Origin of the sequence: Pseudomonas sp. SWRI92, assembly GCF_014268685.1 — a bacterium.
GTDB classification, from domain to species: domain Bacteria; phylum Pseudomonadota; class Gammaproteobacteria; order Pseudomonadales; family Pseudomonadaceae; genus Aquipseudomonas; species Aquipseudomonas marvdashtae.
The window spans coordinates 530,409-545,165 of record NZ_JABWQY010000001.1 but is presented as its reverse complement, the minus strand read 5'-3'; the positions used below and the strand labels follow the sequence as shown (position 1 = coordinate 545,165).

The window sequence follows — 14,757 nt, the reverse complement described above, 5'->3', positions numbered from 1 at the left end:
CCGTCTTTTTTTCCCTTCAAAACGTTGACAAGCAAATTAGTTAAGAGAGTTAATGGATCCACAGATAAAAACAAAACCAGCCTGGAGATCCCTCTCATGTACCCAAAAAACACCTGGTACGTTGCCTGTACCCCCGATGAGATTGCCGATAAGCCACTGGGTCGGCAGATCTGCGGCGAGAAGATAGTCTTCTACCGAGGGCAGGAAGACAAAGTTGCCGCTGTCGAAGACTTCTGCCCCCATCGGGGCGCCCCGCTCTCGCTGGGCTATGTAGAAAACGGCAATCTCGTCTGCGGCTACCATGGCCTGGTCATGGGGTGCGATGGCAAGACCGTCGAAATGCCCGGCCAGCGGGTACGTGGATTTCCTTGCAACAAGACCTTTGCCGTCGAGCAACGCCATGGGTTTATCTGGGTCTGGCCCGGTGAACAGGCGCTGGCGGACCCGTCGCTGATTCCTTATCTGGAATGGGCGGAAAGCGCTGAATGGGCGTATGGCGGCGGCCTGTTCCATATCCACTGCGATTATCGCCTGATGATCGACAACCTGATGGACCTGACCCACGAGACCTATGTACACGCCTCGAGCATCGGCCAGAAGGAAATCGACGAGGCACCGCCGGTGACTACAGTGGAGGGTGATGAAGTGGTCACCGCCCGCCACATGGAAAACATCATGCCCCCGCCGTTCTGGCGCATGGCGCTGCGTGGCAACAACCTGGCCGACGATGTGCCGGTGGATCGCTGGCAGATCTGTCGCTTCACCCCGCCCAGCCATGTGCTGATCGAAGTCGGCGTGGCCCACACAGGCCATGGCGGTTATCACGCTGCGCCACAGTTCAAGGCATCCAGCATTGTGGTGGACTTCATCACGCCGGAAACCGAGACCTCCATCTGGTATTTCTGGGGCATGGCCCGGCACTTCCAGCCCCAGGACGACGCGTTGACCGCGAGCATTCGCGAAGGCCAGGGCAAGATTTTCAGCGAAGACCTGGAGATGCTCGAACGCCAGCAACGCAACCTGCTGGACCATCCGCAACGCAACTTGCTCAAGCTCAACATTGACGCCGGCGGCGTGCAGTCGCGTCGGGTCCTGGAACGCTGGATCGCCCGGGAGCGTGAGCAGCAGGCGGCGTTGATCGCCACGACGCAGCAGCCGCAACACGCGGAGCAACGGCCATGATCGAAGTCCAAGTCGCCGCACGGCGCGATGAAGCCCTCGACATTTGCAGCTACGAGCTGACGAGTATCGATAGTCAGCCACTTCCGCCTTTCACGGCGGGTGCCCATATCGATGTGCATTTGCCCGATGGGCTGATCCGCCAATATTCGCTGTGCAACCACCCGGAGGAACGGCATCGCTACCTCATCGGCGTGCTCAAGGATCCCTCGTCACGTGGCGGTTCACGCAGTTTGCATGAACAGATCCAGCCAGGAACCCGATTGCTGATCAGCGAACCGCGCAACCTGTTCGCCCTCGCCCCGCAGGCCCGACGCAGCCTGCTGTTTGCTGGAGGCATCGGCATCACGCCGCTCCTGTGCATGGCCGAGCACCTGGCCCAAAGCGGCGCCGCGTTCGCGTTGCATTACTGCGCGCGGTCCAGGGAGCGCGCGGCTTTTGTCGAGCGCTTGCAGCAGTCGCCTTATGCCGACCGGGTGTTCCTGCACTTCGATGAACAGCCCACCACGGCACTGGATGCCGCGCGGGTATTGGCTTGCCCCGGCGACGACCTGCACCTCTATGTATGTGGTCCAGGTGGTTTCATGCAGCACGTCCTCGACACCGCCAAGGCCCAAGGCTGGCAAGAGCCCAACCTGCACCGGGAATACTTCGCCGCCGCGCCGACGGACACCTCGGCCGATGGCAGCTTCTCGGTGAAACTGGCTCGCAGCGGCCTCGTGTTCGAGGTGCCGGCGGACCACAGCGTGGTGCAGGTGCTGGAAAGCCATGGCGTCGAGGTGCCGATCTCATGCGAGCAAGGCGTCTGCGGCACCTGCCTGACCCGCGTGCTGGAAGGCGTGCCGGAACACCGTGACATGTTCCTGACCGAGGCCGAGCAGGCGCTCAATGATCAATTCACGCCGTGCTGTTCGAGGTCGCGGACGCCGTTGTTGGTGCTGGATCTCTAAGCCCCACAATGGATACATCATTCTGACCGAAGGATCACCTTCATCCGCTCATCCGCCAACGCCGAGCCGAATACCTCGGCGTAACGCAACGTCGCGTTGGCATGCTCGCGCATGATCGCTTCGGCGCGGGCACCCTGGCGGCTGACGAGCGCGTCGAACACCGAGTGATGCTGCATGTGGGCGTAATTGAAGCGGCGGAACTCGCCGGCCATGTTCTGGCGATCCACCGCCAGGGCGGTCACTGAGGCGAATGGCAGGTGGTCATTGCGCGCCAGGGCATCGGCGATGGCCGGGTTGTGGCTGCCTGCGACGATGACTTGATGAAAACGCATGTTGAGGTCGTGATAGACCTCCAAGTCTTCTTCGGTCACATAGCCTTTTGCGAACAGTTCGTCGCCCTGTACCAGGCACCGTTCAAGCGTGCGACGGGCCTCGTCGGACAGACCGCGCTCGGCCGCTTGCCGGGCGGCGAGCCCTTCGAGCACGCCGCGCACTTCCACCGCCCCGGCGATTTCCTCGGCACTGACCGAACGTACCTGGAAGCCGCGCCCGCCAAAACGCACCAGCAACCCTTCCTGCTCCAGGGTGCGAAACGCCATGCGCACCGGCATCCGTGAGACGCCGAACAATTGCGCGGTGGGAATTTCCATCAGCCGCTCGCCCGCCGCCAGCTCGCCGGAGGCGATCATGCGACGCAATGCGACCAGGACCGTTTGGCCGGGCTTGCTCATCCAGGTGATTCCAGAGAAGAGAGAGCCGCCATAGTAATTGCAATCAATTGTGGGGGCGAGCGTACTCGCGCCCACAACGCAGCAGTGTCAGCCGACCGGTCCGGCGCGCAGGATCGTCGGGTCCTCGCCCCGGTACAGCGCCTCGACCTTCGCCGCGCGCCATTGCAACACCGCCCGCTGATTGATCGAACCCTTGTCGGTGATTTCCCCTCGGTCGATGGACGCGGGTTCATCCAGCAGCGCGATCCATTCGACGCGACTGGCGTTGCCGTTGGCTTCGCGGTTCAGGCGGCGCAGCCAATCGGCGAACCACTGGCGCACCGGCGCGCTGGCCAGGACCTCGGCGTCACTGGCCTTCGGCCCCAGGCCCGACAGGCGTCGGCATTCGTGCAGGCGTGGCAGTACCAATGCGCCCAGGCACGGACGATCCGGTGCCGTCACCACCAGGTCTTGCACATAAGGCGTGCCTTCCAGCACCGCCCTGTTGCGCAGCGGCCCAACACTGACGAACACCCCGGAGGACAGTTTGAAATCCTCGGCAATCCGCCCATCGAACATCAGCCCCAGCTGTGGGTTGGCGGGGTCGGCGAGCTTGATGGCATCACCCGAGCAATAGAAGCCGTCCTGATCGAACACCTCGGCGGTCTGCTCGGGCGATCGCCAGTAGCCGGGCATGATGTGCGGCCCGCGAAAGCGTCCTTCGAACTTGCCGTCCACCGGCACCATTCTCACTTCGCAACCCGGCGCCGGCAAGCCGATGTAGCCAGCCATCGACAGTGGTCCGGTGGTGAAGGTGCAGGACGGCGATGCTTCGGTCATCCCCAGGCCGGCCATCATGCGGATTCGTTCGCCGCAATGCTGTTCAGCCACTTTGTCGAGTCGATCCCAGGTGCTTTGCGAAAGGCCCGCCGCGGCGAAGAAAAACAGGCTGATGCGTTTGAAGAAGCGCTCGCGCAACTCGGCATCCTGTTCCAAGGCGCTGACCAACTCTTCCCAGCCCTTGGGCACGGTCAGGTAGGCCGTCGGGGAAATTTCCTTGAGGTTGCGCAAGGTTTCAGCGAAGCCCTGGACGGTGGGCTTGCCATCGTCGAGATAGAACGTGCCACCGTTGTACAGCACGATACCGACGTTATGGCTGCCGCCGAACGTGTGATTCCACGGCAACCAGTCCACCAGCACCGGCGGCTCTTCGCCGAACACCGGAAAGGTCTGCAACAGCATCTGCTGGTTGGCGCAAAGCATGCGCTGAGTGGTGATTACCGCTTTGGGCAGTTTGGTGGAACCCGACGTGAACAGGAACTTGGCAATACTGTCCGGGCCGGTGGCGGCGAAGGCACGCTCGGCTTCGATGCCGCCCGGCTCTGCCAGCAGGCTGGCGAAGCTTGTCCGTCCGCGCCCCGCCATCTCGCCGCGCAGGGTGATCAATGGAATCTCCGCCGGCAACACGGCGTTGACCGCGCGCTCAAACGGCGCCGCGTCGCTGACGAACACCAGCCCCGGCTGCAGCACGTCGCAGACATGCCGCAGCTTGGCGAAATCCTGGGACAACAGCGAGTAGGCCGGCGAAACCGGGCAGTAAGGAATACCGGCGTACATGGCCCCCAACGCCATCTGCAGGTGCTCGATGTCGTTGCCCGACAGCAACGCCAAGGGTTTTTCCGCCGACAATCCATACGCCAGCAGGCCTTGGGCGATGGCTCGCACGCTGTCGAGCATTTGTGCATAGCTGACGTGACGCCACTCACCCTTGTCTTCGCGGGCGGCAATGAACGTCTGGTCTGGCCGTACCTGCGCCCAGTGCACCAGGCGATCGAGCAAACGCGCCGGCAGCGGAGCCAGCGGTTCCAGGGAGCGCATGTGCAGAACGCCCTGCTCTTCGCGCACTTCAACGGCTGGATGGCCGATCGACACCTGGCGATAACGCACAGGCTCGGGCCGGGAGGATGATCTGAACTCGGAACTCACGGTGCATCTCCTCCATCAAGGCACGCTCGGGTCGCGCAAAACGAGCCGAGCGTGGCAGCGTGTGGCTGCGGCCTTGGAATTTTTTGTTATGTCTGGCCTGCGGCGGGCGGCGGCTTTCAGGGCTCAGCCGCCCGTAGTGCCGTGGGTTTCAGATCGGATAATGTCGGGGGCCGTTCTGCATCGTCACCCAGCGCAACTGAGTGAAATGCTCGATGGACGCCTTGCCGCCGAAGCTGCCGTAACCGCTGGACTTGACCCCGCCGAAAGGCATTTGCGCCTCGTCGTGCACCGTCGGGCCATTGATGTGGCAGATGCCCGACTCGATCCGCTGGGCCAAGGCCAAGGCGCGACTGGTGTCGCGGCTAAAGATCGCCGCGGACAAGCCGAACTCGGAGTCGTTGGCCAGGCGCAGCAGCTCTTCATCACCCTCGCCGCGCAGCAACACCGCCACCGGTCCGAAGGACTCTTCGCGGTACAGGCGCATCTCGGCGGTGACGCCATCGAGCAAGGTCGGCTGCAGAATGCTGCCGTCCAACTGACCGCCCGCCAGCAGCTTCGCGCCTTTAGCCAGGGCATCGTCGATCAGCCCCTTGATGCGCTGCCCCGCGCTGGCGTCCACCAGCGAACCGAGCACCGAATCGCTCGCCGAAGGGTCGCCGGCGCGCAAGGTAGCGATCTTTGCGGTCAGTCGGCTGATAAAGGCATCGGCCACGCGGGCGTCGACGATCAGCCGCTCGGTGGACATGCAAATCTGGCCCTGGTTGAAGTAGGCGCCGAAGGCGGCCGCTTCCACCGCTGCGTCCAGATCGGCGTCGTCCAGCACCAGCAGCGGCGCCTTGCCGCCCAGTTCCAGCAGTGCCGGCTTGAGGTGGCGCGCCGACAGTTCGCCAACGATGCGTCCGACATGAGTCGAGCCGGTGAAGTTGACCCGGCGCACCGCCGGGTTGGCGATCAGGCGCTCGACGATGGCCGGCGCATCCGCCGGCGCGTTGCAGATGACGTTGACCACACCGTCACCCAAACCTGCGTCTTGCAGCACCTGGCCGATCAGCCGATGCACCGCCGGGCTGATTTCCGAGGCCTTGAGCACCACGGTGTTGCCGCAAGCCAAGGGCATGGCAATGGCGCGGGTGGCGAGAATCACCGGGGCGTTCCATGGCGCAATGCCCAGCACCACGCCGCAGGGCTGACGCAAGGCCATGGCGAAACTGCCGGGCACGTCCGAAGGAATAATTTCGCCATTGATCTGGGTGGTCATGGAGGCTGCTTCGCGCAGCATGTTTGCCGCCAGGTGCACGTTGAAACCGTACCAATTGGCCATGGCACCGGTCTCGCCGGCGGCGGCAATGAATTCGCCGCTGCGGGCCTGCAACTGCTCGGCCGCGCGGAGCAAGCGGGTGCGACGTTCGTTGGGCGCAAGCGCCGCCCAGGCGGGAAACGCCGCTTGCGCAGCCGCCACGGCGGCGTCGGCGTCTTCCAACGTGGCGGCGGCCACGCGAGACACCACTTCACCGCTCACCGGGTTGCAGCGCTCGAAGGTCCGGCCGTCACGGGCGGGACACGACTGGCCGCCAATCAACAGGGGCACGTCCAGCATGGTGATTCCTCTTTTTTGTCTTTATCGGGAACACGTTCACAGTAGCGCCGAGGGCCTTGGACGAACAGCCCGCGGGCGCACGATGGCGCCCGCCGCGCGGATGTCTCAGCGCTTGTAGGCTTGCAGGCCCGGCTTGATGCTCTTCTCGTCGAGGAACTGTTTCATGCCCTGCTCGCGACCACCTTCAGTGTCGAGCAAGCGCGACTGGTCCAGCTTGGCGTAGAGGTAATCCTCGTTTTGCTCCCAGGTCAGTTCGCGGCAGCGCTTGAAGCCATGCTTGGCCGCGCGCAGCACCACGGGGTTTTTCTCCAAGAGGTTGCGCGCCAGCTCAATGGTGACTTCGCGCAACTGCGCCAACGGCACGCTTTCGTTGACCAGGCCCATTTCGGCGGCTTTCTGCCCGCCAAACGTCTTGCCGGTCATGATGTAGTACAGCGACTGGCGATGCCCCACGGTGTCGGCCATCGCCTTGCTGACCAGGTTGCCGGGCGGAATGCCCCAGTTGATTTCCGACAGGCCGAACGTCGCCTCGTCGGCGCAGATCGCCAGGTCGCACGCCACCAGCGGACTGAAACCGCCGCCGAAGCACCAACCGTTGACCATCGCGATGGTGGGCTTGGCGTACATGCGCAGGAGTTTCCACTGCCATTGCGAGGCTTCGCGACGGATCTTCTCCTGAAGGATTTCCGGCCCGGCGTCCACTTCGCGGAAATATTCCTTGAGGTCCATGCCGGCGGTCCACGCTTCACCAGCGCCAGTCAGCACCAGCACGCCAGCGGCCGGGTCCTGTTCCAGGGTCTCCAGCACATCGATCATCTCGCGGTTGAGGGTCGGGCTCATGGCATTGCGTTTTTCCGGGCGATTGAGGATGACCCAGGCGATGCCCTCCTCGATCTCGACCTTGACGGTTGTCCAGCGACCTTCGTAATTGCTCATGGCGCGTGCTCTCTTGTTCTTGGCTGAAGATGAACAAAAACTAACCTTGAATATTAGTTATGTCAATTAACTATTAATCGATTTACCTGTAATTTTTGGTCCGATTGAATGAACCCGCGAATCAGAAAAAATCCATACGACCGTAGCCACCGCGCGGCAACCTCGGCAAACTGGATAGCCTTGTTAATCACTGACCTTGAGGATGCACCTTTCGATGGCCAAGTCTTCCAAGCTTGCCGAACCCGCTGCCGAGCCCCTGGCCGACAGTACCGACACGCAGGCGCCGATGGACTCCGCGCTGGATGACCTGATTGGTTATGCCCTGCGCCGCGCCCAGTTGAAATTGTTCCAGAACCTGATCGGCCGGCTCGCGGTCCACGACCTGCGACCCGCGCAGTTCTCGGCCCTGGCGATCATCGACCAGAACCCCGGCTTGATGCAGGCGGACCTGGCCAAGGCATTGGCCATCGAGCCGCCGCAAGTGGTGCCGCTATTGAATAAACTCGAAAGCCGCGCCTTGGCCGTGCGGGTGCGCTGCAAGCCGGACAAGCGCTCCTACGGGATTTTCCTGAGCAAGACCGGCGAAACGCTGCTCAAGGAGCTCAAGCAGATCGCCGCCCAGAGTGACCTCGATTCCACCGCTGCGCTCAACGGTACCGAGCGGGAAGAGCTGCTGCGGTTGTTGAAGAAGGTTTACCAGTAGAAGAACACCGCTCCCCCTGTGGCGAAGGGATAAATCCCCTCGCCACAAGAGCTCTTTCACAGGAAGTCTTCCCCAAGTCACCAAATCGGCACGCTGTACGTCACCAGGAAACGGGTCTGGTTCTCGTCGCGAAACGCCGCCGTGCCCGGAAAGTCGTTGCGATAGATCGACTTGCGCGCCAGCAATCCGACATTTTTCAGCGGACCACTCTGAATCACATAGCCCAGTTCCATCTGGAATTCGCGCTCCTTGCGATCCTCGGCATTGAGGGCCGCCAGCTCAATATGATCGCCGCGCACGTAGCGCAACCGGGTTCGCAGGCCAGGCACGCCGACGGCGGCGAAATCGTAGTCGTGAATCGCCTGCCAGGTACGCTCCTTGGCGTTGAGGAAGTCCGAACTCATGGTCATCTCGCTCAAGCCCATCAACTCGGTGCCAGACACGTAAGGCGTCGCCGTGTCGCCGCTGGAGTGCATATAACCCAGGCTGACGCGATGCCCGCCGAAGCGATAGCCGACCAAGGCCGAAACGTTGCGGTTATCCACCTTGCCGGCCTTGGCGGCGCCCTCTTCGTCGCTGAAAAAACTGCGCAAGTCAGTGGTCAGCACGCCATCGCCGAGGGGCAGGTTGTGCAGCAACGCGAGAGTGTTCTGCTGGTACAAGTCCGCCACTTCGGCGTGGTAGGCGCGCAGGCTGAGGTCTTTGTTGACCTGATAATCGCCGCCGGCATAAGCCATGTGAGACGAGGTTGCCGAGCCGTTGAAACGGCGATTGGGCGAGGCGATGGTCATCGGCTGGTAATCGGTGGAATCGCGCCGGGCGATGCGATCGATGTAGCCGGTATTCAGCGTCAAACCGTCAATGTCCTTGGAACTGAGTGTCGTCCCACGAAACGTCTGGGGCAGCAACCGAGACGGGCTGGCGAAGGCAAACGGCAGGAAAATCGACACGTCGCCGGTCTTCACGGTTGTTTGCCCGAAACGCAGCTTGCCGGTCAGGCCCAAGCGGGAATATTCATCCGCCGCGCGCTTGTCGCTGCTGGACACGGGCAACAGTTCGGTGCCGCTGCGATCCGGTGACGAATCGAGCTTGATCCCCAGCAATCCTCTCACGTCCAGGCCAAACCCGACCGTCCCCGGAGTGAACCCCGACTCCACGTTCATGAAGACCCCCTGGGCCCATTCCCGCGCGGCAGTCTTGGCGCCGTCGTCCTTGTAGTCGCGATCCATGTAGTAATTGCGCAGGGTCAGCGTGCCGTGGCTATCGTCGATGAAGCCTTCGGCCTGCGACACGCTGCAGAAAAGGCCCAGCCCGGCGCCGGCCAACCAATGAATGAGGGGTGAAACTGAGCCCGCCCCATGGGCGTCCCTTATGAGATCTGGCATGTTCGATGTCCGCTTCTTGTTGTTGTTTTCGATCGAGGCAGCCCCGGATGTTGGGGCGGTGCGGACAGAGAATGGAAACGGCGCGGGTGCTTCGTCAATCCGAAGTGACCGATAATCGAACATTAATATCGTTAACTAAAATCCCCGCTGGCTACCCTGCCTGCGTCAATTTATTGATTTGAAATAGAAAACAGGCGTTTTTGCCTGTTGGTTTCGTGCGATTCATTTTTTAGTTAGCTTTGTTAATCTAATCCTGCGCTGCCGGTTTCCTGTCAAACCGCAGCCCCGACAACAACAATAAGAGGATTTGCCATGAACCGTCCGCCGCGTCGTGCGACGTTGACCATCGCTTTGTGTTTCATCGTCGCGTTGATCGAAGGGTTTGATCTTCAGTCCGCCGGCACCGCCGCTGCCGGCTTGCGCCAGACGTTTACCCTGGACCCGAAAATGATGGGCTGGGTCTTTAGCGCCGGCATCATCGGCCTGCTACCGGGTGCGTTCTTCGGCGGCTGGATCGCCGATCGCATCGGACGCAAGAAAATCCTCGTCGCCGCGGTCCTGCTGTTCGGTGTGTTCTCCCTCGGCACCGCTTATGTCGAACAGTATTCCACCCTGCTGTTGGTGCGTTTCATGACCGGCCTCGGCCTCGGAGCCGCCCTGCCTAACCTCATCGCCTTGTGCGCCGAGGCGGTGGGCGAACAACGACGCGGCACGGCCATCAGCGTGATGTATGCCGGCGTTCCGCTTGGTGGCGCGCTGGCGGCGGTGGTCGCGATGACGTTCGGCGAGCACTGGCAGATGACCTTCTTGATCGGCGGCCTGGCGCCCTTGCTGGTGGTGCCGTTGATGGTGCTGTGGCTACCGGAGTCCAGCGCGTTCAAGCAGGTTCGGGACGCTGGCGGCGAAGTCCGCGGTTCTGTTGGCCAGGCGCTATTCGGCGAAGGGCGAGGCCTCACTACCCTGGGCCTCTGGCTGAGCTATTTCTTCACCCTGACGGTCATGTACATGTTGCTTAACTGGCTGCCTTCCCTGCTGTTGGAACAGGGCTTCAGCAAACCCCAGGCCGGCTTGGTGCAGATGCTGTTCAACATCGGCGGCACCCTCGGTTCGCTGGTCGGCGGGCTGTTGCTGGACCGCTGCAATGGCAGCAAGGTGGTGGTGTTCGTTTACGCCGGCCTGCTGAGCGCCCTGGCCGGGGTCGGGGTGTCAGTCGGCATCGTGCCGATGGCTATTGCCGGGTTTGCCGCTGGGTTGTTCGTCATGGCAGCGCAACTGGTGCTCTACGCCTTGGCACCGCCCTCCTACCCGACCGTCGTTCGCGCGACAGGTGTCGGTGCCGCGGTGGCCATCGGACGCCTGGGCTCGGTGGCCGGGCCTTTGGCGGCCGGGCAGATCCTTGCGGCTGGGGGTGGTACTACCGCCGTGTTGCTCGCGACTTCGCCCGGGTTGGTGATTGCTACGGTGGCCATTCTTGGCGTGATTCGGCGTTCGACTGGGTCGCGGTTGGCGGGTTCTGGGGCTGTTGCTGGGAGCTCCTGATTCTGATTTTCAAGGCTGATAATACATACCGATCGTTCCCACGCTCCTGCGTGGGAATGTCGCCCGGGACGCTCCGCGTTCCGCTTCTGGAAGGTGACGCAGAGCGTCACGGGATGCATTCCCACGCAGAGCGTGGGAACGATCAAAACACCCTATCACCCCTTAACCCACCACTCCCGCCGACTAAGCACAGGTTTTTTTAAAAACACCCTCTCCGGCAACAGCAACCAAGCCAACGCCGGCAACAGGATCAACGCCCCCAGCATGTTCACCAAAAACATGAAGGCCAGCAAAATCCCCATATCAGCCTGAAACTTGATCGGCGAAAAAGCCCAGGTCGATACCGCCACAGCCAACGTCATCCCCGTGAGCAACACCACTTTCCCAGTGAACAAAAGCGCCTGGTAATACGCCTGGGCCAACGTATCGCCGGCACGCATCCGCGCCAGGATCACGCTCAACACATACAGCGCATAATCCACACCGATCCCCACGCCCAATGCAATGACCGGCAATGTCGCGACTTTCACGCCCATGCCCAACCCCACCATCAGCGCTTCACACAGAATAGAAGTGAGCATCAGCGGCAGCATCGCGCACAGGGTCGCGCGCCAGCTACGAAACGTCAGCAAACACAGCAGGCTGACCGCACCGTAGACCCAGAACAGCATCTCGCGCATGGACTTCTTCACCACGATGTTCGTCGCCGCTTCGATCCCCGCGCTGCCGGCTGCCAACATGAATTTGACCTCTGGCAACGAGTGCCCAGCGATGAATTTCTCACTGGCCTCCACCACGCGGTTCAAGGTGTCAGCCTTGTGATCGGACAGGTAGACGTACAGCGAGAGCATCGAGCAACCCTGGTTGAACAGTTCTCGCGGCGCACGGGTTTGCACCGCGCCCAGCGCGCCGTCGTTGGGGATCAGTTCGTACCATTTGAAGTTGCCTTCGTTGTAACCGGCCGTGGCGATTTTGCTCAGCGCGGCCATCGAGGTGGTCGATTCCACGCCAGGCAGTTGCTCCAATTGCCAGGCCAGCGCATCCACCGCCGACAGGCTGGCGTAACGGGTGCATTGATCCTCTGGGGTCTTGATCATGACCACGAAGATGTCCGAGCTGGCCGCATAGTTTTGCGTCATGAACAGCGCATCGCGGTTGTAACGCGAGTCGGCCCGCAGCTCCGGAGCGCCAGGGTCCAGGTCGCCGATTTTCAGGTGCAGGCTCACGGCAAAACCGAACGCGGCCAGCAGCAAGCCAACCAGCATGGCGCCAATGGCCCAGCGTCGCTGGGTGAACAGATCGAGTGCACGCCACAGTGGATGCTTGACCTGCGCCTGCTGCTCGGTGGTTTCCGCACTCAAGCTGCGTTGCGCCGCCGCCGGGCTGACGCCGATGTAGCTGAGCAGGATCGGCAGCAGGATCAGGTTGGTGAAGATCAGCACCGCCACACCTAGGCTCGCGGTGATTGCCAGGTCCTGGATCACCCGGATATTGATCAGCAGCAACACGGCGAAGCCCACCGCATCGCACAGCAACGCGGTGATGCCAGCGGCGAACAGCCGACGGAAGGTATAACGCGCGGCGACCACCCGGTGAGTGCCACGGCCGATGTCCTGCATGATGCCGTTCATCTTCTGCGCGCCGTGGCTCATGCCGATGGCGAACACCAGGAACGGCACCAAGGCCGAGTACGGATCGAGCTCGTAACCGAGCAAGGCAAGCAGGCCCAGTTGCCAGAGCACCGCAGCCAGTGAGCACGTCACCACCACCAGGGTGCTGCGCGCGCAACGGGTGTAGCCAAACAGCACCAGGACCGTCACCAGCACCGCCACCACGAAGAACAGCAGGACCTGAGTCATCCCCTCGATCAGGTCGCCGACGATCTTGGTGAAACCGGTGATGTGGATTCGCAGGTCGTCAGTCTGGTACTTGTCGCGCAACGCCTCCAACTGCCGGGAGAAATCGCCATAGTCCAGCGCCTTGCCCGTCTGCGGATTGATTTCCAACAAAGGAACGAAGATCACGCTGGACTTGAAATTGCCGGCCACCAACTGACCGACTTCACCGGAACGGGCCACATTGGTCCGCACCTGTTCGATGCTGGTCGCCGAGCCATCGTAGTCGTCAGGAATGACGGTGCCGCCATCGAGCCCTTCTTCAGTCACGGCGGTCCAGCGCGTAGTCGGGGTCCATAACGACTTCATGTAGGGTCGATCGACACCTGGCAGCAGGTAAAGCTCATCGTTGAGCTTGGCCAGGGTGTCGAGGTAATCCTTGGTGAAGATGCTCCCCTGCTTGACCTCCACAGCGACGCGCAGCGAGTTGCCCAGGCCGCTCAACTCACTGCGGTTCTCAAGGAAATTGGCGACGTAGGGATGCCCGGTGGGAATGGTCTTCTCGTAGCTGGCATTGATGCCGATGCGCGTGGCTTGCCAGCCGAGCACCAGCGTCACCAGCAGGCACAGCAGGACCACCAGCGGTCGATGGTTGAAGATCGCCCGCTCGGCGAAGTTGCCCGAGGCCCGGTCGAAGTCTTCCTGGCGGCCGATCACGGTTTGGGTTCTGTCGTCTTTCAAGTTTGACTCCTGTTGCACGAGCCGTGGCCCGATAGCGCTACACCGTGAAGTTTCAAGGTTTACCCGAGGCCAGCGGATCCTGGTCGGCGGCCACGCCGCTCAAACCGACACTGGCCAGACTGCCGTCGACCGCCTGTTGCACGGCGGCGACCGTCCCGCCGCTGCGGCTTTGTCGCCTGTCAAAGCTGCGACCCTGGTCGTGACTGAATAAAAGCTCTCCGCCCTGGCTGGCCAACAGCAGGCTGCCGTCGCGCAATTGAAGCGCCGTCGACAGCGTCGATTCGATAGCGGTTTCCAGGCGTCGCCAACTGTCGCCACGGTCGTCTGACCACCAGGCATTGCCCCGTAGACCGTAGGCAACCAAGCCTCCATCGCGGATGCCGAGCAGGCCGAAAAAGCTGCCCTCGTAAGGTGACTTCAACGCCTGGAAAGACTGCCCGGCATCGGTCGAACGCAACAGCAGGCCGCGCTCGCCCACCAGCAGCAGAGCGTTGCCCACGGCGCGGATGCCATACAGGTTCAAGCCTTGCGGGTTGTCCACGTGTCCCATCCACGGCTGCCAGTTTCGGCCACCGTCGTTGGTCCGGTAGATCTGGTTGTAGGCGCCCACGACGTAGCCGTTCAGGCGGTCACTGAAATACAAATCGAGAAACGGCTTATCCGGTCCGTCATCGAGCATCTGCCGTGCCTGCGCGACATTGGCGCCGCCGCCCGGCCTGCCGGCATCGCGTCCGGCGACCTGCGCCGCCAGGGCGATGGCACGTTCACCGTCGAGTTGCTTCTGCCAGGTCTCGCCGCCATCCTGGGTGTGCAGCACCACGCCCAGATGGCCGACGGCCCAGCCCTGCTCGGCATCGACGAATTGCACCGCCGTCAGGCTGACGCTGACCGGCACCTTGGCCTGGCGCCAAGTCGCGCCAGCGTCATCGGAGAGCAGCACGATCCCGCGCTCGCCGACCGCCACCAGGCGTTCGCCGGCCCGGGCCAGCCCAAGCAATACCGCGCGCTGGGCCTTGGCGGTCGGCAGTGCCGGTTGCTGCAGCACTGCGAATGTCATTGGCTGCGCGGCGACGGACACGTTTGCCCAGAGGCACAAGGCCAGGGCGCACGCCCCCCAAAGCGGACCGCGACTCACAAAGTTTCTTTCAGCTCTCATGTCTTCATCCCGCCTGGAAAATCGTAAGCGACCGCGGTGA

11 protein-coding genes are annotated in these 14,757 nt (G+C 62.3%); 4 read left to right on the top strand and 7 right to left on the bottom strand.

Annotated elements, in window-relative coordinates; genetic code table 11:
* The first annotated feature begins 96 nt into the window (after positions 1-96).
* On the top strand, positions 97-1,182 hold the full coding sequence (locus HU762_RS02140; protein ID WP_186632256.1) for an aromatic ring-hydroxylating dioxygenase subunit alpha: 1,086 nt from the start codon (positions 97-99) through the stop codon (positions 1,180-1,182).
* Positions 1,179-2,129, top strand: a complete 951-nt coding sequence (locus tag HU762_RS02135; protein WP_186632253.1) for a PDR/VanB family oxidoreductase — start codon at positions 1,179-1,181, stop codon at positions 2,127-2,129. Before HU762_RS02140 ends, HU762_RS02135 begins: the two co-directional genes overlap by 4 nt.
* Positions 2,130-2,146: 17 nt before the next feature.
* On the opposite strand, the gene HU762_RS02130 is transcribed toward HU762_RS02135, so the two are convergent.
* The 4 genes from HU762_RS02130 to HU762_RS02115 form a co-directional block, all read right to left on the bottom strand.
* Positions 2,147-2,860, bottom strand: coding sequence for a GntR family transcriptional regulator (locus tag HU762_RS02130; protein WP_186611947.1), 714 nt, complete (start codon positions 2,858-2,860; stop codon positions 2,147-2,149).
* An 87-nt stretch (positions 2,861-2,947) separates the two neighbouring features.
* The gene (locus HU762_RS02125; protein WP_186632251.1) at positions 2,948-4,825 is read right to left on the bottom strand and encodes an AMP-binding protein; all 1,878 of its coding nucleotides are present in this window, start codon (positions 4,823-4,825) and stop codon (positions 2,948-2,950) included.
* 148 nt (positions 4,826-4,973) lie between these two features.
* On the bottom strand, positions 4,974-6,422 hold the full coding sequence (locus HU762_RS02120) for an aldehyde dehydrogenase (RefSeq protein ID WP_186632248.1): 1,449 nt from the start codon (positions 6,420-6,422) through the stop codon (positions 4,974-4,976).
* A gap of 105 nt (positions 6,423-6,527) precedes the next feature.
* Positions 6,528-7,358 carry a p-hydroxycinnamoyl CoA hydratase/lyase gene (locus HU762_RS02115; RefSeq protein WP_060839785.1) on the bottom strand — a complete coding sequence of 277 codons (831 nt, stop codon included), beginning with the start codon at positions 7,356-7,358 and terminating at the stop codon, positions 6,528-6,530.
* Positions 7,359-7,572: 214 nt separating this feature from the next.
* Between HU762_RS02115 and HU762_RS02110 the strand changes: the two genes are divergently transcribed.
* Entirely contained in the window at positions 7,573-8,061 is a 489-nt protein-coding gene (locus tag HU762_RS02110; protein ID WP_186632246.1) for a MarR family transcriptional regulator, read from the top strand.
* 77 nt (positions 8,062-8,138) lie between these two features.
* On the opposite strand, the gene HU762_RS02105 is transcribed toward HU762_RS02110, so the two are convergent.
* Complete coding sequence (locus tag HU762_RS02105; protein ID WP_186632242.1) at positions 8,139-9,446, bottom strand: OprD family porin; 1,308 nt, start codon at positions 9,444-9,446, stop codon at positions 8,139-8,141.
* A 312-nt stretch (positions 9,447-9,758) separates the two neighbouring features.
* Here HU762_RS02105 and mhpT point away from each other — a divergent pair, with 312 nt between their 5' ends.
* Positions 9,759-10,985 (top strand): 3-(3-hydroxy-phenyl)propionate transporter MhpT, encoded by a 1,227-nt coding sequence (gene mhpT / locus HU762_RS02100; RefSeq protein ID WP_186632239.1) that lies wholly within the window; start codon positions 9,759-9,761, stop codon positions 10,983-10,985.
* A gap of 155 nt (positions 10,986-11,140) precedes the next feature.
* Here mhpT and HU762_RS02095 read toward each other — a convergent pair whose 3' ends face one another.
* Together HU762_RS02095 and HU762_RS02090 are read right to left on the bottom strand one after the other, a co-directional pair.
* Entirely contained in the window at positions 11,141-13,561 is a 2,421-nt protein-coding gene (locus HU762_RS02095) for an MMPL family transporter (protein WP_186632236.1), read from the bottom strand.
* A gap of 52 nt (positions 13,562-13,613) precedes the next feature.
* Positions 13,614-14,717 (bottom strand): YCF48-related protein, encoded by a 1,104-nt coding sequence (locus HU762_RS02090; RefSeq protein WP_186632233.1) that lies wholly within the window; start codon positions 14,715-14,717, stop codon positions 13,614-13,616.
* Positions 14,718-14,757 lie beyond the last annotated feature (40 nt).

Bases quoted from the DNA above. Each gene is read 5' to 3' on its own strand.
- HU762_RS02140 (WP_186632256.1), top strand. From the start codon at position 97: ATGTACCCAAAAAACACCTGGTACGTTGCCTGTACCCCCGATGAGATT.
- HU762_RS02135 (WP_186632253.1), top strand. From the start codon at position 1,179: ATGATCGAAGTCCAAGTCGCCGCACGGCGCGATGAAGCCCTCGACATT.
- HU762_RS02130 (WP_186611947.1), bottom strand. From the start codon at position 2,860: ATGAGCAAGCCCGGCCAAACGGTCCTGGTCGCATTGCGTCGCATGATC.
- HU762_RS02120 (WP_186632248.1), bottom strand. From the start codon at position 6,422: ATGCTGGACGTGCCCCTGTTGATTGGCGGCCAGTCGTGTCCCGCCCGT.
- HU762_RS02115 (WP_060839785.1), bottom strand. From the start codon at position 7,358: ATGAGCAATTACGAAGGTCGCTGGACAACCGTCAAGGTCGAGATCGAG.
- HU762_RS02110 (WP_186632246.1), top strand. From the start codon at position 7,573: ATGGCCAAGTCTTCCAAGCTTGCCGAACCCGCTGCCGAGCCCCTGGCC.
- HU762_RS02105 (WP_186632242.1), bottom strand. From the start codon at position 9,446: ATGCCAGATCTCATAAGGGACGCCCATGGGGCGGGCTCAGTTTCACCC.
- mhpT (WP_186632239.1), top strand. From the start codon at position 9,759: ATGAACCGTCCGCCGCGTCGTGCGACGTTGACCATCGCTTTGTGTTTC.
- HU762_RS02090 (WP_186632233.1), bottom strand. From the start codon at position 14,717: ATGAGAGCTGAAAGAAACTTTGTGAGTCGCGGTCCGCTTTGGGGGGCG.